Raw genomic sequence first — 18,983 nt, 5'->3', positions numbered from 1 at the left:
TCGCTTCTCCGCGAGAGCCCCGCCCCTCCCGGGAACCAGTGGTGGCAAATGCGATAAAGAAGAAGCAAGGCCCTGGGTGGAAAAGGATTCCGAAGGCTGGATGATATCTTGTCCGGCCTTTTGTCATTACTGAACCCTCAGGTGCTGCTTGTGTCGGCGCATTTTTTGCTATGTACATCCAGGTTCGTTAGCGTTTTTGGGTGAGATTGAAGGATTGTCGCGGATTTTCGAGAAGTTTGCCGATAATGCCAGGTTCAGGTTTTCTACCCTTTGTGTCGAATAACCGCCTCGCCACCGCAAATTGCTCTTTTTTGTTGTCGCAGGGTGTTACTGATGTTTAAATCGTAACACTCGCGGGTGATGTTTCAGGGCTGGAGGATTGTCTCATGCACATGGCAGACGCTCTCATTTCCCCGGCGGTCGGTGGTACCCTCTGGGTCGCTGCGGGCGGCACGATTGCCTACTGCGCACGGAAGGTGCGCCAGGATTTGGACGAGAGGAAAGTGCCGCTCATGGGGGTGTTGGGGGCCTTTGTCTTTGCCGCCCAGATGATCAATTTCACCATTCCGGGGACCGGCTCCAGCGGCCACCTGGGGGGCGGGCTCCTGCTGGCGGTGCTCCTGGGGCCCCACGCGGCGTTTCTCACCATCGCCTCGGTCCTCGTGGTGCAGGCCCTGTTCTTTGCCGACGGCGGGCTCCTGGCCCTCGGATGCAACATCGTCAACCTGGGATTTTTCCCCGCCTTTGTCGCCTATCCTCTCATCTACCGCGCCATTGCCCCAGCCGGTTCCGGTCAGGGGCGAAGCACCGCCGCAGCGGTTGCGGCCGCGGTCGTGGGGCTGCAGTTCGGGGCATTGTCGGTGGTGCTGGAGACGGTAGCTTCGGGAATCTCGGCGCTTCCCTTTTCGTCCTTCGTGCTCCTGATGCAGCCGATACACCTGGCCATCGGCATTGTGGAAGGGCTTGTCACCGCGGCGGTGGTCGGTTTCGTGGTCAAGGCCCATCCGGAAGTCATCGGTGCGACGCGCCGGTCCGTGACGAGCGGTTCCGGATTCAGGTGGGTGGCGGTTTCGCTGCTCGCTCTGGCAGTGATCACCGGTGGCGTAGTCTCCCGGTATGCCTCCGGGAAGCCTGACGGCCTCGAGTGGGCGATTGCGGGTGTCACCGGCAAGGGAGAGCTTGCCTCTCCCACAGGCGGGGTCCATGGCGCCCTGGCAGCAATCCAGAAAAAGAGTTCGTCTCTCCCCGCGTATTCCTTTGCCAAGCCAACTGAAGACGGGGCCGGGGAGCCGGCGGCCCGGAAAAGGGGCGCGGCGAAGGGGGATGACAGGCTCGGCACGTCGGTCTCCGGGATTGCCGGCGGCGGTCTGACCCTGGTGATGGCCTTTGCGGTCGGCTTCTTGTTGCGCCGTCGCGCCGCATCGTGATTCCACCGCGGCTCCGTCCGGCCCCCTTTCTCTCCCATGGCACGCATTGAAACAGCACTCCGCGACCTGAACCGTATCGACCTCCTGGCCGGCGGCGATTCGTCCATCCACCGGCTCGACCCCCGGGCCAAGGTTCTCGTCACCCTCGTGTATATCATTACGGTGGTTTCCTTCAGCCGTTACGAGATTTCGGGCCTCATCCCCTTTGCGATCTTTCCGCTGGCGATGGTTGCCGTCAGCGGGCTCCCTCCGGAGATCGTGACTCGGAAGCTCCTGCTGGTCCTCCCCTTTGCCGCCCTGGTGGGTCTCTTCAATCCCCTGTTCGACCGGGAACCGTTGCTGGCCCTCGGTTCCCTGGCGGTGTCCGGGGGATGGGTGTCGTTTCTGTCGATCATCCTTCGCGCCGCGCTCACCGTGGGGGCCGCCCTGGTGCTGGTGGCCGTGACCGGCTTTACCGGGGTCTGCCTGGCGCTCCAGCGGTTCGGAGTGCCCCGGGCCTTCGTGGTGCAGCTTCTCTTCCTCTACCGCTATATCTTCGTCCTGGGGGACGAGGGGATACGGATGTCCCGGGCCAGGGAGCTGCGTTCCTTCGCCGGGCGGGGGATGGGTCTCAAGGCCTACGGCTCCCTGGTGGGGAGCCTCCTTCTCCGCACCTGGGACCGGGCCGAGCGGATCCACATGGCCATGCTTTCCCGGGGGTTCCGGGGGGAATTCCACGTGCGGCGCGAGTGCTCTTTCGGACGGCGCGAGCTAGCCTTCACGGCAGGGTGGTGTCTCCTCTTCATGCTTCTGCGCTTCGTCAACGTGCCGCACCTGATCGGCGTGCTGGTAACGGGAGTCTTCCCATGAGTCATCATATCGTCGAGGTCAAGGATCTCCGCCATTCATACCCCGACGGCACCGAGGCCCTTCGGGGGGTTTCCTTCACCATCCACCACGGGGAATCGGTGGCGGTGATCGGCGCCAACGGCGCCGGAAAATCGACGCTCCTCCTCCACCTTAACGGTTATCTCCCCCCAACCGCGGGGGAGGTCCGGATCGGCGATACCCCGGTGGTCCGCACGACCCTCGCCGAAGTGCGCCGGACCGTGGGCATGGTCTTCCAGGACCCGGACGACCAGCTTTTCATGCCGACGGTGGGAGAGGACGTCGCCTTCGGTCCCCTCAACCTGGGGCTCCCTCCCGGGGAAGTGGAGCGGCGGGTGGCGGAATCCCTTGCCCGGGTCGGCGCCGGGCACCTGCGGGACAAGCCTCCCTACCGGCTCTCGGGGGGGGAGAAGAAGCGGGCCGCCATCGCCACGGTCCTCTCCATGTCGCCGGATATCCTGGTCATGGACGAGCCCACGGCGGGGCTCGACCCCTTTGCGCGGCGCCAGCTCATGGGGCTTCTCCGCGAGTTCCGGCATACGAAGATATTCACGAGCCACGACCTGGACATGGTGCTGGAGCTCTGCGAGCGGACCATCGTCCTCAGGGAGGGCGTGGTGGCGGCCGACGGCCCGCCCCGGGAGATTTTCCGCAACGCCGAGCTCCTGGCGGCATGCCGCCTGGAGCCCCCCTTTTCCATGCAGGGGTGTCCGGTCTGCGGCACTGGGGGGCGATAGCGCCACTCCCCTATGGAAAGTGGTTAATAAGCTGGAAAGGAAATCGCCGATGAGAAGAACCCTGTTTTTCCTGTCTCTGACGGCCTATGCATTCTGCTGGAATCCTGCCTTCGCCGCCGACGAAATTCCCGAACAGGTGACGGTCAGCCACTGGTCGTGCAAGCAAATAGGTGAACTGGCAAAAAAGTATGACGCGGAAAAAAAGCTCCCGGATTCGGTGCTGGTGGAAGGGAAGCCCATTTCACGAGGCGAACTGGCGCACTATCTCCTCTACGTCATGGAGAAGGTCGTCAGGCAGTGCGACCTGAAGGGAAAAGACGCGGTGGACCGGGGAGATCTGGACCGGATTGCGGCCCTTCACGAGGCGTTGAAGGACGAGTTGCCAAAGTATGAGGGGTACCTGACGCGGCGGGAGGCCATCGAGGCGATCCTCGCCAAGCCCGAGGTGCCGGCGTTCGAGTACAAGATCGGTGTCAACGGTTTTCTGCGGGGAGAGGGGGTCGGCAACTTCCGGCTTCCCGACTTCAGTTACGCTCCCCGCCACGGCGAGGGACGCTTCCTCTACCGGGTAAAGCCCTACGCCTACTGGCATCCGACCGATTACCTCGACTTCCATGCGGAAGGCCAGGGGTTCGGCTACAAGGGGGGGAACCAGGAGCACGGCAAGCTTTCCCTGTATCAGGGGTTTGTGGAAGCGAGAGTGCCGGACTCCGAACGGTTGGCCCTCAAGGTTGGCCGTCAGGAATTCGTGTACGGCAGCACCTTTATCCTGGGGAGCGATGCCTTCATGGATGGCCTCACGTTCGACGCGCTGAGGCTGCGGGTGAAGCCCATGGAGCAATTGACGGTGGACCTCCTGGGGGGCTGGTATGCGACTCCCTTCTCCGATGGGGTGAAGGGGAATCTGGCGGGCGGGTACGCCACGTGGACCTTTTCGGAAGGGAATGCCATCGAGGCGTACGGTTTCCGGGATACCGGCTCCGGGGACCATCACGCAGGCGAACACCGGAACACCTGGGGAGTGCGGGGAACGGCAGCGCTGGGGCCGGCAACCCTTGAGGTGGAGCCGGTCTACCAGACCGGCCGCCTCTTCAATCCGAACACCGGCGGGAACGAGAGCATCCAGGCCTACGGCGGCCATGCGGACCTGGGCATGGATGTCTCCATGGCCGGCTTTCACAGCCACTTTTTCCTGAGCTACGCCGTCGGTTCCGGCGACGGAGAAGCGGCCACGGTTGTGTCGTCCCGGAAGGAGTTCAGCAATCCGACCAACGATACGCCGCTGTTCGGAGACATGAAAGTCATCGGCGGCTTCGGTTACGATGTCGGCGACCACCATGCCAGCGGCCTCCAGATCTACACCATCGGGTGGGGAATCGACCTCACGAAGGAACTGAACCTCTCCGCCACGGGGCGCTACTTCCTTGCCAACCACGTGGAGGAGGGATTCAGCCGCAGCATCGGCCTGGAGACCGATTTTACCCTGACCTATGCGGTGAACGGCAACCTCTCGCTCGTTGCCGGTTACGACCACTTCTTCACCGGGAAGTTCTTTCGCGACGCCGCCGGGAGCGGCGACGACATCCATTACGGCTACCTGATGCTCCAGTTCGACCTGGCCCATCAGAAGTCGAAGGCGCCGGCGAAAAAATAGCAGACGCACGGAGGGGGCGGGGAAAAATCAACTGCCGTCGCTCCGGAGCCGGTAGCCGACTCCGGGTTCGGTGAGGATGTGGCGCGGACGGGAGGGGTCCATTTCTATTTTGCGGCGCAGGTTGCTGATGTTCACCCGCAGCACGTGGGGTTGCTCGAGGTGGGAGACCCCCCATATCTGCCGGAGAATCTGGCTGTGGGTGAGGACCTTTCCCGCATGGACCACCAGGAGGCGCAGCAGTTCGTACTCGGTGGGGGTGAGCTGGGACTCGCTGCCGTCGACCGTTACCCGCCGGCGCGCCAGGTCCACCTCCAGGTCTCCGGAACGGAAGATGGGTTCCGGCACCTGTTGCAAGGCGCGCCGCAGTGCCGCGCGAATCCGGGCCACAAGCTCTGCGACGCCGAATGGCTTGGTCAGGTAGTCGTCCGCCCCGGCATCCAGCGCAGCCACCTTGTCGTCCTCACGCTCCCGCACGGAAAGGACGATGATCGGCACCTGGGACCACTCCCGTATCCGTCGGATGACTTCAACCCCGTCCATATCCGGAAGCCCCAGGTCGAGGAGGATCACGTCCGGCATCGTCGCAACCGCTGCCGCCAGCGCTGTATGGCCGTTTTCCGCCTGGTGGAGGGAAAACTCCCCGGTATCGAGGGCGGTGCAGAGGAAGCGCCGTATCGCCAGTTCGTCATCGACTATGAGTATCCGCGGTAGACGGTTTTCCTTCGGCATTTCTTCTCCCCTATTTGATCGTTAACGTGACGATTACTCTCAATCCGCCACGTGCCCGGTTTTCGGCCCGGATGGCGCCGCCGTGAGCCTCGACAATCCCCTTGCAGATTGAGAGACCAAGGCCGGTCCCCCGTGACCCTTCCGGGATCGGGATTCGGTAGAACTTGTCGAATACCCTCTTCAGGTCCTGTTCGGGAATTCCGGGACCGTGGTCGGCCACCTCCATTTCGAGCCTCCCGTCATTCACACGAACAGATATCTCTATGCCGCTTTCCGGTGGCGAGTACTTTAACGCATTATCAAGCAGATTTGCCAGCACCTGGGTCATCAGGACCATGTCCATCCTGACGAGCGGCAGATCGGGGGGGAGATGTACATCGACCTGCCGCCCTCCGATCCGCCGTTCGAGAGCAGCCAGAGCGCATCCGACCAGATCCTGAACATCGCACAGCTCCTTCTTCACCTTGAGCGCCCCGGCCTCCAAACGGGTCATGTCGAGGAGATTGCCGACGAAGCGGTTCAGCCGCTCCGCCTCTTCCCATGCGGTGTCGAGAAGCTCCATCCGGGCTTCGTTGGCCAGGGTATGCACCTTTTCCCGCAGGGTGTCCAGGGCGCCGGTTATGGAAACGAGGGGAGTACGCAGGTCGTGGGAAATGGAATTGAGAAGGGCACGTTCGAGGGTTTCCCGGGCCTGGAGGATCTGGGTCTGCTCGGCCTGCCGGGAGAGCTGGACCCGCTCCAGCGCCATGGCGGTCTGGGTGACAAAGGCGTCGAGGAGCCGACGGGGCTGGGTAGACCGATAATCGGCAACGTTTTTCAGCCTGATCCCCAGTACCCCGAGGATATTCCCCGATGTCTGGAGCGGAAGATAAAGGAGACCTGCCGAGACGAGTGTTTCGGTCCCCTGTCCCGCCGGTTGCCGGTTGCGAAACGCCCAGTCGGCCACTGCCATCTCCTTTACATCGGGTTTGAGCCCTTTGCTCGCGGCAGCAACTTCGAGCCGGTCCCCTTTGGGGAGGAGCACGGTAGATCCGGCGGCAAGTGACTCGCCGATGTTTCTGACTACAGCCTGCACGAGGGTTTCGATGTCGGCGGCGGCGGCCAGGTCGCGGCTCAGGTAGTAGAGGGCCGCGGTCTGCACCTCCCGTTCCCGCACAGCTTCGGCCCGTTCGCGCGCCTTGGAGACGAGGGTGCTGATGACCACCCCGACAGTGAAGAGCGCGACAAAGGTGATGAGATACTGGGTGTCTGCCACGGCAAAGGTCAGGCGTGGCGGCACGAAGAAGAAGTCGAAGGCCAGGACACCCAGAAAGGCCGTAAGGATTGCCGGCTTGAGGCCGAGCCGCAGCGCGGCCAGAACCACCGCCAGCAGGTAGATCATGACCATGTTGGTCGGCGCGAGGAATGGGCGGCCGAGGAGGCAAACCAGGGTAGTAGCGGCGACCAGGGCCAGGCTCGCCATGTATCCGGTGAGGGAAATCGGCCTTCTCTGTCTGGGGATTACCGGTCCCTTTTTGGCTCCGGCCGGTTCGAAGCTGACGACGTGCACATCGATGGCGCCGCTCAGGCGGATAATCTGATCGACAAGGGGAAGGCGCAGGAGCTCGCGCCAGCGCGGCTTGGCCGGCTTGCCGACCACGATCTGGGTGACGTTGTGGCTGCGGGCGTAGTCGATGATTGCATCCGCCGCCGACGTGGCGGTTAGAGTGGCAACGTGGGCGCCGAGGCTTTCTGCCAGGCGGAGATCCTTCCAGACCCGTTTCCGGTTTTCTTGCTCCTGTCGCCCGCCGCCGGGAGTCTCCACGTAGACCGTGAACCAGGGGGCCTTCAGTTCATCCGCCAGGCGGCGGGTGGTACGGATCAGCCGCTCGCTGTACGGGCTGCCGCTGACGCTCACCAGGAGCCGCTCGGTCGCCGGCCAGGGCCCCGGAATCGCCCGTGACTCCATGTAGGCCCGCATCTCCTCGTCCACGCGGGAGGCGGCGCGGCGAAGGGACAGCTCCCGCAGGGCGATCAGGTTGCCGGGCCGGAAGAACTTCTCCGTGGCAAACGCGGCCTGCTCCGGTACGTAAACCTTTCCTTCGCGCAGGCGCTGCAAAAGATCCTCCGGCGGGATGTCCACGAGCCGGATCTCCGTCGCCTGGTCCAGGAGGCTGTCAGGGACGGTTTCCCGCACCGCAATGCCAGTGATCTGCACCACCACGTCGTTCAGGCTCTCGAAGTGCTGGACGTTGACCGTGGTGTAGACGTTGATGCCGGCCGCCAGGAGTTCCTCCACATCCTGCCAGCGTTTCTCGTGCCGCGAGCCGGGGGCATTGGTGTGGGCCAGCTCGTCCACCAGGGCGAGTTGGGGTTTTCGGGCCAGCACCGCATCCACGTCCACTTCGCGAAGTGTGACCCCCTGGTATTCGATGCGTGCCGGTGGGATGATCTCCACCCCTTCGAGAAGTGCATCGGTTTCGGCCCGGCCGTGGGACTCCACGTACGCGGCCACCACGTCCCGGCCTTCCCCTTTCCGCTGGCGGGCTGCCTCCAGCATGGCGTAGGTCTTTCCGACACCGGCTGCATAGCCGAGAAAGATCTTCAGCCTTCCCTGTTCCGCTTGAGCCTCTTCCTTCTGGGCGAGCCTCAAAAGCGCCTCCGGCGAGGGGCGTCTTTCGTCGTTGATATCGGTCATGGGGCCAACCTATCCAATGCCAGATTCAGTGCCAGCACATTCACCCGCGGACTTCCAATAATTCCGAATTGACGATCTTCGGTGTGGCCGGATACGAGCCTCCTCACCTTGTCCTCCATCATGCCCCGCGCCTTGGCGACCCGGGGAATCTGCACGCTTGCCGCTTCCGGCGAGATATGGGGATCGAGGCCGCTGGCCGAGGCCTGAACCAAGTCGGTCGGGATTCCGGTGGAGACGCCCGTATCTTTGAGTGCCTTGACCCGGTTGGCCACTGTCTTCAGGTAGTCAGGATTGGTCGGACCGGAGTTGGAGCCGCCGGAAGCGGCCGGGTTGTAGCCGAAGTCAGTGGTTGCCGACGGGCGGGGCCAGAAATACTTCGAATCGGAGAAGGGCTGGCCGATGAGTGCCGATCCGATCTCGCGGCCACTCCGGTCGGTGATGAAGCTCCCTGTGGCCTCTTTTGGAAATACGGCCTGGGCAATCCCGGTAACCACCGCCGGATAGATACCGCCGCAGATGATGGTAAAGACGAGTACCATCATAATAGCCGGTTTTATGTCGTTCATGGTTTCCCCTTTCCTTATGCAAACATCCCGATCACCAGGTCGATCCCCTTGATCCCCACGAACGGCGCGATGATCCCTCCGGCCCCGTAGATGAGGAGGTTGTGGATCAGGAGTTTTTCGGCCGGCATGGGGCGGAACTTGGTTCCCCTGAGGGCCAGGGGGACCAGGAGCGGGATGATGATCGCATTGAAGATGACCGCCGAGAGGATCGCGCTCAGGGGGGTGGCCAGGTGCATGATGTTCAGCACTTCCAACTGGGGATAGATGGAGAGGAGCATGGCCGGGATGATGGCAAAGTATTTGGCCACATCGTTGGAGATGCTGAAGGTGGTGAGGTTCCCACGGGTCATGAGAATCTGCTTCCCCACCTCGACGATGTCCAGCAGCTTCGTAGGATTGCTGTCCAGGTCGATGATGTTGGCCGCCTCCCGGGCCGGCTGGGTGCCGGTGTTCATGGCCACCGCCACATCCGCCTGGGCCAGGGCCGGGGCGTCGTTGGTGCCGTCGCCGGTCATGGCCACCATGTAGCCGGCCTCCTGGTTTTCCTTGATCAGGCGCAGCTTGTCCTCCGGCTTGGCCTGGGCCAGAAAATCGTCCACCTGGGCCTCGGCCGCGATGGCGGCAGCGGTGAGGGGGTTGTCGCCGGTGATCATTACGGTCTTGATCCCCATGCTCCGCAACTGCTGAAACCTCTCCTGGATACCACTCTTGATGATGTCTTTCAAGTTTACCACTCCGAGGATCTCGGCGTCGCAACTGACCACGAGCGGGGTTGCCCCGGCCCGGGCGATCCTGTCGACCACATCCGCCAGTTCGCCGGGGATGGCCCTTGCACCCAGGGTTCTGACAAAGGCAACCGTCGAGTCGGCAGCTCCCTTGCGGTATTGGTTGCCGCCCGCGTTGACACCGGACAGGCGGGTTTCGGCGCTGAAAGCGATGGTTTCCGCATCGGGGGGGAGCGCGTTACTTTTCAGACCGTGCTTCTGCTTCGCCAGCGCCACAATGCTCCGCCCTTCAGGAGTCTCGTCGGTGAGCGACGCCATCAGGGCTGCTTCGGCCAGTTCCTGTTCGCTGTGGCCGCCGACCGGGACAAAAGCCACCGCCTCACGGTTACCGAGGGTGATGGTGCCGGTTTTGTCCAGGAGGAGCACGTTCACGTCGCCGGCCGCCTCGATGGCCCGCCCCGACAATGCGATGACGTTTTTCTGGAACAGCCGGTCCATGCCGGCAATGCCGATGGCAGGCAGAAGCGCGGCGATGGTGGTGGGCGCCAGACAGACGAACAGGGCGGTCAGGACGGTCAGCGACACCGGGGACCCCTGGCCGGCGGCCCTGACGCTGTACATGGAGAGGGGGCTGATGTTGGCGCAGACCAGGAGGAAAACCAGGGTCAGGGCGATCAGGAGCACCTCCAGGGCGATCTCGTTGGGGGTCTTGCGCCGCTTGGCCCCCTCGATCAGGGAGATCATCCGGTCCAGGAAGGTCTCCCCCGGATTGGCGGTGATCCTGACGATGATCGAGTTGGCAATGACCGTGGTGCCGCCGGTGACCGCGCTCCGATCGCCCCCCGATTCGCGCACCACCGGGGCCGACTCGCCGGTCACAGCGGACTCGTTCACCAGGGCCGCCCCGGCCACCACGTCGCCGTCGCCGGCGATCAACTCTCCCGCCTCAACCAGGATGTAGTCATCTTTGCGGAGCTGGTTGGCGCCGATCAAGGTGAAGTTGTCACCGAATGCCGGTTTGCTGAGTCGTTTGGCCGTCACTTCGGTGCGGGTCTTGCGCAGCGACGCGGCCCGCGCCTTGCCGCGCCCTTCCGCCAGAGCTTCGGAATAGGTGGCGAAAATAACCGTCAGCCAGAGCCAGGCCGATACCAGACCGGTGAACCAGGCAGGCTCCCTGTTGGCTCCGGTGAGCGACATTATGAAGGTTACCAGCGTGATGACGCTGGCGATCTCCACGCAGAACATGACCGGATTGCGCCACAGTTCCCGGGGATCGAGCTTTTTGAAGGAATCGATCAGCGCGGGTTTCATAATCCGGCTGTCGAAGATGGAGATCGGGTCAGGCTTGTGTATCGACATGGATTATTTACCTCCCAGCATGGTCAGATGCTCGACGAGCGGGCCAAGCGACAGGGCCGGGAAAAAGGTCAGTGCGCCCACGATCAGAATTACCAGCATGAGCCAGAGGGCAAAGGGAACCTTGTCGGTGGGAAGCGTCCCCAGGCTGGGTGGGACGTACTTTTTCTCCGCCAGGGAACCGGCCATGGCGAGCACGGCGACGGCTGGGGCAAAGCGCCCGACCAGCATGGCCAGGGAACCCAGAATGGTATAGAAATCGACGTTGGCGTTCAGCCCGGCAAAGGCGCTGCCGTTGTTGTTGGCCATGGAGGCAAAGGCGTACAGCACCTCGGACAGGCCATGGGCGCCGGGGTTGGCCTTGGAGGCCACGGCTTGAGGCGTGATCATGGCGACGCCCGAAAGGATCAGCACCACAACCCCTGCTGCCAGGACCGTGATGATCGACATCCACATCTCGCGCACCTCGATCTTCTTCCCCAGAAACTCCGGCGTCCTGCCGATCATCAGCCCTGCCACGAAGACTGCGATCACCACGAAGGCGAGCATGGTGTAGAGCCCGGAGCCGACCCCGCCGGGAGCGATTTCGCCCAGAAGTATCAGGCCCAGGGGGATCATGCCGCCGAGGGGGGTGAGGGAGTCGTGCATGGTGGCCACCGCACCGCAGGAGGTACCGGTGGTGGCCACCGTGAAGAGGCTCGCGCCGGCCAGCCCAAAGCGGACCTCCTTTCCCTCCATGTTGACACCGTGGACGCCCAGCTTGGCCACGAGGGGATTGCCGCTCGTTTCCACGCCTTGCAGCACGGCAAAGGAGATCGCCATCATCAGGAGCATCACCCCCAGGATCGCCCACCCCTGGCGGGTATTTCCCACCATGACGCCGAAGGTGGAGGTGAGGGCGAACGGGATGAGGAGGATCAGGAAGATCTCAACCATGTTGGAAATGGGTGTGGGGTTTTCATAGGGATGGGCCGAGTTGGCGTTGAAGAAGCCGCCGCCGTTGGTCCCCAGTTCTTTGATCGCTTCCTGGGACGCGACCGGACCCATGGGAATGGTGATATCTTTGACGGTCACGCGCCCGGTGACTGGATTCCCCTTGCCGTCCGCCTTCGGCTTGTCGTAGGTGATGGGCTGGACCAGGGGGACTGTTTTGTAATCGCTGAAGTTTTGGATCACCCCCTGGGAAACCAGGATGAGTGCACCAATAAGGGAAATGGGCAGCAGGACATAGAGGGTGCAGCGGGTCATGTCGACCCAGAAGTTACCCAGCATCGAGGTCCTGCGTCGGGCAAAGCCCCGGATCACCGCAATCGCCACGGCAATGCCGGTGGCGGCGGAGACGAAGTTGTGCACCGCCAGCCCCACCGTCTGGGTGAAGTAGCTGGCCGCCGATTCACCGCTGTAGGCCTGCCAGTTGGTGTTGGTGACGAAGCTGATAGCGGTGTTGAGGGCCAGTTGCCAGGTGTAGGCCGGGAACTTCTGCGGGTTGAGCGGCAGCAGGTGCTGCAGCATCAGGATAGCGAAGAGCGAGACAAAAAGCGCCAGATTGAAAAGGAGCACGGCGACGGCGTACCGCTTCCAGTCCATCTCTTCGTCACGGTTCACTCCGCAGATCCGGTAGAGGAGGTTCTCGCACGGGACGAGGAGTGGCGACAGCATGGTGCGCTCCCCCTGGAAGACCTTAGCCATGAAGGCCCCCATCGGCTTCACCACGGCCAAGAGGAGGACTAGAAAAAGGGTTGTTTGCAGCCATTCGTACTGGGTCATGATTTGGTCTCCGTTTCGGATGCCAACGTACTTATTGTACCTGTTGATCACGTCGGCGAAAGGGGGTAGGCCGGGTGCGGACTTCCCACCGTTGTTCGCGTTCGTTGAAATAGAGTGTATTCCCCTGTTCAACCTGTGGCGGCGCGATGGTTGTAGAGTCTGACGGCAGGATCGTTACTCCCCTTCCGTGGTCATCGGTGAAATCTTCTCCAAGGTAAACGCCGGTATCAGTATCAAAGCGATAGATCTTCATGGAAATTACCTTCCTCCACGTGAGCCCGAAAGCTTTTCACCTGATGTTAGAGTAGCCCATCCCGCATAAAGGAGGTCTCAATATGCCGCTGAAAGACATCAAGAAACCGTCAAGACTCAATTGTAGTCAAATACACGCCTCCGTTGTTCTTGACGCCTGCGGGGAGATGGGTGAAAATGATCGAACATTCCGCCGCCACGAAGGGATGGCAGATGAGATTGAGCACGGGAGGAGTAAATCGATGAGAAGATTGGCAGGCGTAACGGCGGTTGCAGCCATTCTGGCTGCTTCGGCCGCTTTTGCAGCAGAGAAGGTGGCGCTCCCCAAGGGATACGAAAAGTGGGGAAAGAGCTCGGAGAAGGTGATTAACGACAAGACCTCCCTTTTCTACGGCATCCACAACATCTATGTGGACAAGAAGACGATGCCCGCCTACAAGAAGGGGGGGCCGTACCCGGAGGGGAGCCGTTTCGTGGTGGTGCAGTACACCATCAGGAACGAGGGGGGAAAGCCGGTCAAGGGGAAGAAGAGCATGGTCGTCCTCATGACGAAAGACAAGAAGCAGTCCGCCACCGGAGGCTGGCTCTTCGCCGGCTTTACGCCGGAGGGGAAACCCTCGGGAATCGACCCGGTGAAAAACTGCTTCGAATGCCACCAGAAGGAGGCCAAGGAGAGGGATTTCGTCATCTCCCGGTACGCCGACTTCAAAAAATAGAGATCTTCACGCAGCTATCCTGCTTGAGAACATGCAAAACGCCACGGGAAACCGTGGCGTTTTTGCGTTTGAAAATGGGAGGTGCTTATTTCCTCTCAACTATCCGTCCAATCGGCCGATAAGGAATTCTGGGTAACTTGTGCGTGAAAGGAGCAGGAATGAAGACGCTGATTGTCGAGGATGATTTCGTATCCCGCAAAATCATGAAGGAGCTGATCACCCCCTTGGGCGAGTGCGATATCGCCATCGACGGTGAGGAAGCCGTGAAGGCCTTTCGGCTTGCCCATGAGGAAAAGCGCCCCTATGACCTGGTCTGCATGGATATCATGATGCCCAACCTGGATGGCCACGGCGCCCTGGAACGCATGAGGGAACTTGAGCGGGAAATGGGAATCGCATGCGCCAATGAGGTGAGGGTCATCATGACCACAGCCCTCGATGACCCGAAGAACGTCGTTGATGCCTTGTATCGGGGCGGGGCAACCTCGTATCTGGTGAAGCCCATCACCAGGCAGAAGCTGTTGAAGGAGATTCGAAGCCACGGTCTCGTATAGCCGGCGGCGAGATCAGGAATTTCCTGATACCATAAGCTTTTGTTAAAGATATCCAGTTCTCTGACGATAGTATGAACAGATAGCGATTCCGTACAGTTAGCAAAGCCGATTCCGGTTGCGCCGGCTGTTTTTCCCAGAGCAAAGGTGGTCTTCCGTGACATTAGCATTCTTTCGCAGGTTCAGGCCAGACCCGGACCAGTCCGAAGCAGCGATTGACGCTTCATCTCCCCTGTCGGCAAACCAGGCTCTCTCCGCACAGTTCGAGCCGTGGCACCAGCAGCTCCTGGGCATCGGAGGCCGGCTTTCCCTTCTCAACGGCTCCACCGAAGAGGAGTTTCTCGCCATCGGCGCCCGTCTCCACGACTTCTACGGCCGGGCCGGGGAGATCGAGGAGATGTCACGCCAGGTGGCGGACCTGATCCTGGGCGACGAAATCAGCCGCGACATGGCGGCGCTCCACGGCATTGTCGACCGGATTGCCGACTACCTCTCCCGCGCCGAGGCAGAAAGCGACCAGAGCGCCACCACCCTCAAGACGATACTTTCCCACATCAGCAATGTCGACGAGCCCCTGGACGGGTTCCGGAAAATAATCAAGAACCTCCACATGATAAGCACCTCCGTCAAGATTGAAAGCGCCCGGCTCGGGGAGGGGGCCGCGGGGTTCAATACCCTGGCCGACGACGTGGAGCGGCTTTCGGTCTCCATCAAGGAAAAGTCCGTTGCCATCCTCGGCGAGAAGGAGACCCTTTCATCCATGATCGGCGGAACCCTTGCCCGGGTAACCGCGTCGGAGGTCGAGCAGCGGAAAAACGTCCGCCATATCCTCGACAAAACCCGCGAGAGCCTCGTCACCCTGACCGAGATCCATGGCCGCTGCTCCGAAGCGGTCGGCGTCGTGACCTCATCCTCGGCCGAAACCGCCGGGAGCATCGCCGAGGTGGTCACGTCGCTCCAGTTCCACGACATTACCCGGCAGCAGATCGAGCATGTCAAGGAGGCCCTTGACGATCTGATCCCGAATCTTACGGACCAGGCCGGCGATCCGGTGAAGAACGCCTGCGAGGTGGCCGATGTCTGCGAGCTCCAGGAGGCCCAGTTGCGCCACGCCCGCGAGGAACTTTCATCGGCCGTGGCGCGGATCGTGGAGAACCTGCGGGCCATCGCTTGCCGGCAGACCCGCCTGTCGGACGAAACCCGCCACATGGCCGGAACCGCCGACCGGGCCGGCAGTTCATTCTTTGCCGACATGGAGAACGGCATGGGGCGGGTGACGGAGGTCCTCTCCGACAACGCCGCGGCCAACCGGAACCTGGCATCGGCCATGGAGACCGTAATGGCATCGGTGCAGGACATCGCAGGCTTCGTCACCACCATCGAGGAGATCGGCTCCGAGATCGAGCTCATCGCCCTCAATTCCCAGGTGAAGGCCGCCAATACCGGCGATGGCGGGGCAGCCCTGGGCGTTCTCGCCGAGGCGATCCAGCACCTGTCGGTGGAGGCCCGGACCCGGACCGGCGCTGTCTCCGATACCCTCAGAAACGTCACTGAAGTGACCGGGGGCCTGAGCCATGAAGTCGACACCGACGTCCGTCTCATTGCCGAAGAGGTTGACGGATTCATCGGCGAAATCCGCAACCTCGTCGGTTCGGTCCGCGGCGTCAACGAGCGGCTCATCGACCTCCTCGGCCGGATCGACGCGGCCGTCCAGGCCCTTTCCCGCGACATCGACCAGGCCACTGGCGTGATGACCGTCCACGAAACTTCGACCGCGCTCATCGATGAGGTGCTGGCCGAGATCACTGGGGTCGTGGGTGCTGTCCGCCCCTTTGCGCCCGCTACGGCTGCCCATGCCAAAGAGCTGCGGCTGCGGGAGCTGGCCGACCGGTATACGATGCACAGCGAACGGAGGGTTCATGATGCCATGATCGCCGGGAATGGCGCCAGGGTCGAGCCGACGCCGGATCTATTTGCCGCGGCCGCGGGCGGGGCCGCCGACGACGGGCTTGGCGACAATGTGGAGTTGTTTTGAGGCTGGGACCGGGGACCGGCAAAGTCGGGAACAGTGCAAGGAGACTAGAATGGACGGACTGACAATTACACGGGAAGAAGTTGGAGGGGAAAACGCGACCCTTGTCCTCAAGGTGAATGGCGAGCTGACCATTCCCTTCGCCGGAGAGTTCTCGACGGCGCTCCTTGACGCCTTCGACGGGGCGGGACGGGTGCTTGTCAACCTGGAAGGGGTGAGCGCCGTGGACATCACCGGTTTGCAGCTTCTCTGCTCCGCCCACCGGTCGGCCTATGGCAGGGAGAAGGAGCTTGCTGTCGAAGGACTGACGAATCCCATACTGGAAGAGGCGGCATGCCTCGCCGGTTTTCGGCGCCACGTGGGATGCGCCGTTGATGTGGGAAAATCCTGTATATGGATTGGAGGATACGAGTAATGGCCAAGACAATCATGACGGTTGACGATTCCGCCAGCGTGCGCCAGATGGTAGCCTTCACCCTCAAGCAGAACGGCTACGACGTGGTGGAGGCGGTGGACGGCAAGGACGCCCTGGGGAAACTGGGGGGGGCGAAGGTCGACATGGTGATCACCGACCTGAACATGCCGAACCTGGACGGCATCGGCCTCATCAAGGGGGTCCGGGGGCTTCCCGCCTACCGCTTCACCCCGATCATCATGCTCACCACTGAAAGCCAGGATGCGAAAAAGGCCGAAGGAAAAGCCGCAGGGGCCACCGGCTGGATTGTCAAACCCTTCAAGCCCGAGCAGCTCGTGGCGGTGGTCAAAAAGGTGCTCGGCTAATGGACGCCCACAGGCAGGCATACAAGGAAGAGGCCTACGAGCTCCTGGCGGAGCTGGAGACATCGCTCCTGGAGCTGGAGGAAACTCCCGAGGACATGGACCTCATCAGCCGGGTCTTTCGTGCCATGCACACCATCAAGGGGTCCGGGGCCATGTTCGGCTTCGACGACATTGCCACCTTCACCCACGAGGTGGAAACCGTCTTCGACATGGTCCGCAACGGCCGGATGACGGTCACGAGGGACCTGGTCAACCTCACCCTCAAGGCTCGGGACCTCATTAAGGGGATGCTGGACGCCTCGGACGGCGGGGCAGAACCGGTGGAAGGGCGCCAGGCAGAGGAGGTCATCGCCGGGCTCCGGCGGCTTGTGCCGGCGGAGCCGGATGGCGCATCCGCCAAAGAAACACCCGTGGGAGGAGGCGCCCAGGAATCGAAGAGGGGTGAAACAGCGGTCACCTACCGCATCCGCTTTGTTCCTTCCCCTGAGGTGACCGTCAACGGTACCAACCCGCTGCTCCTTCTGGCGGAACTCCGCCAGTTGGGCCACTGCCGAACCGTTGCCCAGATGGCAAAAGTGCCCCGGTTGGAGGAGATTGATCCTGAACACTGCCACGTCTTCTGGGACGTGATTTTGACTACGAACCGGGGGATTGACGCCATTCGGGACGTCTTCATTTTTATCGAGGACGACTGCGAGCTGAAAATCGATGTCATCGACGACGGCGGTATCCTCGACGTTGACGCCGATTACAAGAAGCTCGGCTTTATTCTCGCGGAACGGGGTGATCTGACCCGGCAGGACATGGAGGCGATTCTCGCCAAACAGAAGCGCTTCGGCGAACTCCTCGTCGAGCAGGGAATCGTTTCCCCCGAGAAGGTTGAGTCGGCCCTCATCGAGCAGCAGCACGTGAAGGAGGTCCGCAAGGAGCGCCAGGTCCAGGAGAGCGCGTCGAGCATCCGGGTACCGGCGGAAAAGCTCGACCTGCTGGTGAACCTGGTGGGAGAACTCGTCACCGTCCAGGCCCGTCTTTCCCAGACCGCCGCCGGCCGGGCCGATGCCCTGCTGGTTACCATTGCCGAGGAGGTGGAGCGGCTCACCAACGAGTTGCGCGACACGGCCCTCAACATCCGGATGCTCCCCATCGGCACCACCTTCAGCAAGTTCAAGCGACTGGTGCGGGATCTGTCGGTGGAGCTGGGCAAGGATATCGAGATGACCACCGACGGCGCCGAGACCGAGCTGGACAAGACGGTCATCGAGAAGCTGAACGATCCCCTGGTCCATCTCATCCGCAACTCCATCGACCACGGCATCGAGCGCCCCGAGGAGCGGGCCGCCGCCGGCAAGCCTCCCCAGGGGACCGTGCACCTGGCCGCAGTACACTCGGGGGACAGCGTCCTCATCACCATCACCGACGACGGCAAGGGACTCGACCGGGAGGCGATCCGGGCCAAGGGGGTCGAGCGGGGACTCATCCCGGCCACGGCCGAACTCTCCGACAAGGAGATCTTCAGCCTCATCTTCGCCCCCGGCTTCTCCACCGCCACGACCGTCACGAGCGTCTCGGGGCGCGGGGTCGGCATGGACGTGGTGAAGCGGGCCATCGACGCCCTGCGGGGAACCATCGACATCCGGAGCGAGCGGGGGACGGGGACCGTCATCACCATCAAGCTGCCGCTAACCCTTGCCATCATCGAGAGCCTCCTCGTGAAGATCGGCTCCGACTGCTTCGTGCTCCCCCTCTCCGTCGTGGAGGAGTGCGTGGAACTGACCCGGGAAGATGTGCGCAACGCCCACGGCCGCAACCTGGCCACGGTCCGGGACCAGATTGTCCCCTACATCCCCTTGCGGGAGCGGTTCCTCATCCGGGGTGAGCAGCCGGAGATCGAGCAGATCGTCATCACCCGGGTGGGGGGAACGAGGGTCGGCTTTGTGGTGGACCACGTCATCGGCGAGCATCAGACGGTGATCAAGTCGTTGGGGAAGATGTACAGGGACGTCCAAGGTCTCTCGGGTGCCACCATTCTGGGTGACGGCTCAGTGGCCCTCATCCTCGATATTCCCCAACTGGTGCGCGATGTGGAACTGGAGCAGATGGCCCGTTGAAGGAGATGTAGTGCAACGGGGAAATTCGGGCTGCCACGA

General features: G+C 62.2%; 16 protein-coding genes. 10 read left to right on the top strand and 6 right to left on the bottom strand.

Annotation, left to right across the window (positions count from 1 at the left end; translation table 11 throughout):
• Positions 1 to 386 precede the first annotated feature (386 nt).
• From GMET_RS12290 to GMET_RS12275, 4 genes are read left to right on the top strand one after another with little or no spacing between them, the layout of a single operon-like run.
• Positions 387 to 1,427, top strand: a complete 1,041-nt coding sequence (locus GMET_RS12290) for an energy-coupling factor ABC transporter permease (protein ID WP_004512459.1) — start codon at positions 387 to 389, stop codon at positions 1,425 to 1,427.
• 36 nt (positions 1,428 to 1,463) lie between these two features.
• Positions 1,464 to 2,276 carry a cobalt ECF transporter T component CbiQ gene (cbiQ, locus tag GMET_RS12285; protein ID WP_004512460.1) on the top strand — a complete coding sequence of 271 codons (813 nt, stop codon included), beginning with the start codon at positions 1,464 to 1,466 and terminating at the stop codon, positions 2,274 to 2,276.
• Positions 2,273 to 3,031 (top strand): energy-coupling factor ABC transporter ATP-binding protein, encoded by a 759-nt coding sequence (locus GMET_RS12280; protein ID WP_004512461.1) that lies wholly within the window; start codon positions 2,273 to 2,275, stop codon positions 3,029 to 3,031. Before cbiQ ends, GMET_RS12280 begins: the two co-directional genes overlap by 4 nt.
• Before the next feature lie 49 nt (positions 3,032 to 3,080).
• Entirely contained in the window at positions 3,081 to 4,685 is a 1,605-nt protein-coding gene (locus tag GMET_RS12275; RefSeq protein WP_004512462.1) for an alginate export family protein, read from the top strand.
• Between the two features lie 27 nt (positions 4,686 to 4,712).
• Here GMET_RS12275 and GMET_RS12270 read toward each other — a convergent pair whose 3' ends face one another.
• The 6 genes from GMET_RS12270 to GMET_RS18610 are packed head-to-tail and all read right to left on the bottom strand — an operon-like array spanning position 4,713 to position 12,758.
• Positions 4,713 to 5,414, bottom strand: a complete 702-nt coding sequence (locus GMET_RS12270; protein ID WP_004512463.1) for a response regulator — start codon at positions 5,412 to 5,414, stop codon at positions 4,713 to 4,715.
• Positions 5,415 to 5,424: 10 nt separating this feature from the next.
• Positions 5,425 to 8,091 carry a sensor histidine kinase gene (locus GMET_RS12265; RefSeq protein WP_004512464.1) on the bottom strand — a complete coding sequence of 889 codons (2,667 nt, stop codon included), beginning with the start codon at positions 8,089 to 8,091 and terminating at the stop codon, positions 5,425 to 5,427.
• The gene (kdpC, locus tag GMET_RS12260; protein WP_004512465.1) at positions 8,088 to 8,657 is read right to left on the bottom strand and encodes a potassium-transporting ATPase subunit KdpC; all 570 of its coding nucleotides are present in this window, start codon (positions 8,655 to 8,657) and stop codon (positions 8,088 to 8,090) included. The genes GMET_RS12265 and kdpC overlap by 4 nt, the downstream gene beginning before the upstream one ends.
• 14 nt (positions 8,658 to 8,671) lie before the next feature.
• A complete protein-coding gene (gene kdpB, locus GMET_RS12255; protein ID WP_004512466.1) occupies positions 8,672 to 10,741 on the bottom strand; it encodes a potassium-transporting ATPase subunit KdpB in 2,070 nt (689 codons plus the stop codon).
• A 3-nt stretch (positions 10,742 to 10,744) separates the two neighbouring features.
• Entirely contained in the window at positions 10,745 to 12,505 is a 1,761-nt protein-coding gene (gene kdpA / locus GMET_RS12250; RefSeq protein WP_004512467.1) for a potassium-transporting ATPase subunit KdpA, read from the bottom strand.
• 31 nt (positions 12,506 to 12,536) lie between these two features.
• On the bottom strand, positions 12,537 to 12,758 hold the full coding sequence (locus GMET_RS18610) for a hypothetical protein (protein ID WP_138983409.1): 222 nt from the start codon (positions 12,756 to 12,758) through the stop codon (positions 12,537 to 12,539).
• A 241-nt stretch (positions 12,759 to 12,999) separates the two neighbouring features.
• Here GMET_RS18610 and GMET_RS12245 point away from each other — a divergent pair, with 241 nt between their 5' ends.
• The 6 genes from GMET_RS12245 (at position 13,000) to GMET_RS12220 (ending at position 18,944) form a co-directional block, all read left to right on the top strand.
• A complete protein-coding gene (locus GMET_RS12245) occupies positions 13,000 to 13,473 on the top strand; it encodes a cytochrome P460 family protein (protein ID WP_011366051.1) in 474 nt (157 codons plus the stop codon).
• A gap of 158 nt (positions 13,474 to 13,631) precedes the next feature.
• Positions 13,632 to 14,027: a response regulator gene (locus GMET_RS12240; RefSeq protein WP_004512469.1), complete on the top strand. Its 396-nt coding sequence runs from the start codon at positions 13,632 to 13,634 to the stop codon at positions 14,025 to 14,027.
• Between the two features lie 154 nt (positions 14,028 to 14,181).
• Positions 14,182 to 16,059: a methyl-accepting chemotaxis protein gene (locus GMET_RS12235; RefSeq protein ID WP_004512470.1), complete on the top strand. Its 1,878-nt coding sequence runs from the start codon at positions 14,182 to 14,184 to the stop codon at positions 16,057 to 16,059.
• A gap of 49 nt (positions 16,060 to 16,108) precedes the next feature.
• Positions 16,109 to 16,471, top strand: a complete 363-nt coding sequence (locus tag GMET_RS12230; protein ID WP_004512471.1) for an STAS domain-containing protein — start codon at positions 16,109 to 16,111, stop codon at positions 16,469 to 16,471.
• Positions 16,471 to 16,836 carry a response regulator gene (locus GMET_RS12225; RefSeq protein ID WP_004512472.1) on the top strand — a complete coding sequence of 122 codons (366 nt, stop codon included), beginning with the start codon at positions 16,471 to 16,473 and terminating at the stop codon, positions 16,834 to 16,836. The genes GMET_RS12230 and GMET_RS12225 overlap by 1 nt, the downstream gene beginning before the upstream one ends.
• A complete protein-coding gene (locus GMET_RS12220; protein WP_011366050.1) occupies positions 16,836 to 18,944 on the top strand; it encodes a chemotaxis protein CheA in 2,109 nt (702 codons plus the stop codon). The genes GMET_RS12225 and GMET_RS12220 overlap by 1 nt, the downstream gene beginning before the upstream one ends.
• Positions 18,945 to 18,983 lie beyond the last annotated feature (39 nt).

The organism is Geobacter metallireducens GS-15, from assembly GCF_000012925.1.
GTDB lineage: Bacteria > Desulfobacterota > Desulfuromonadia > Geobacterales > Geobacteraceae > Geobacter > Geobacter metallireducens.
This window is presented reverse-complemented; position numbering and strand designations above follow the sequence as displayed.

Bases quoted from the DNA above. Each gene is read 5' to 3' on its own strand.
- GMET_RS12290 (WP_004512459.1), top strand. From the start codon at position 387: ATGCACATGGCAGACGCTCTCATTTCCCCGGCGGTCGGTGGTACCCTC.
- cbiQ (WP_004512460.1), top strand. From the start codon at position 1,464: ATGGCACGCATTGAAACAGCACTCCGCGACCTGAACCGTATCGACCTC.
- GMET_RS12280 (WP_004512461.1), top strand. From the start codon at position 2,273: ATGAGTCATCATATCGTCGAGGTCAAGGATCTCCGCCATTCATACCCC.
- GMET_RS12275 (WP_004512462.1), top strand. From the start codon at position 3,081: ATGAGAAGAACCCTGTTTTTCCTGTCTCTGACGGCCTATGCATTCTGC.
- GMET_RS12270 (WP_004512463.1), bottom strand. From the start codon at position 5,414: ATGCCGAAGGAAAACCGTCTACCGCGGATACTCATAGTCGATGACGAA.
- GMET_RS12265 (WP_004512464.1), bottom strand. From the start codon at position 8,091: ATGACCGATATCAACGACGAAAGACGCCCCTCGCCGGAGGCGCTTTTG.
- kdpC (WP_004512465.1), bottom strand. From the start codon at position 8,657: ATGAACGACATAAAACCGGCTATTATGATGGTACTCGTCTTTACCATC.
- kdpB (WP_004512466.1), bottom strand. From the start codon at position 10,741: ATGTCGATACACAAGCCTGACCCGATCTCCATCTTCGACAGCCGGATT.
- kdpA (WP_004512467.1), bottom strand. From the start codon at position 12,505: ATGACCCAGTACGAATGGCTGCAAACAACCCTTTTTCTAGTCCTCCTC.
- GMET_RS18610 (WP_138983409.1), bottom strand. From the start codon at position 12,758: ATGAAGATCTATCGCTTTGATACTGATACCGGCGTTTACCTTGGAGAA.
- GMET_RS12245 (WP_011366051.1), top strand. From the start codon at position 13,000: ATGAGAAGATTGGCAGGCGTAACGGCGGTTGCAGCCATTCTGGCTGCT.
- GMET_RS12240 (WP_004512469.1), top strand. From the start codon at position 13,632: ATGAAGACGCTGATTGTCGAGGATGATTTCGTATCCCGCAAAATCATG.
- GMET_RS12230 (WP_004512471.1), top strand. From the start codon at position 16,109: ATGGACGGACTGACAATTACACGGGAAGAAGTTGGAGGGGAAAACGCG.
- GMET_RS12225 (WP_004512472.1), top strand. From the start codon at position 16,471: ATGGCCAAGACAATCATGACGGTTGACGATTCCGCCAGCGTGCGCCAG.
- GMET_RS12220 (WP_011366050.1), top strand. From the start codon at position 16,836: ATGGACGCCCACAGGCAGGCATACAAGGAAGAGGCCTACGAGCTCCTG.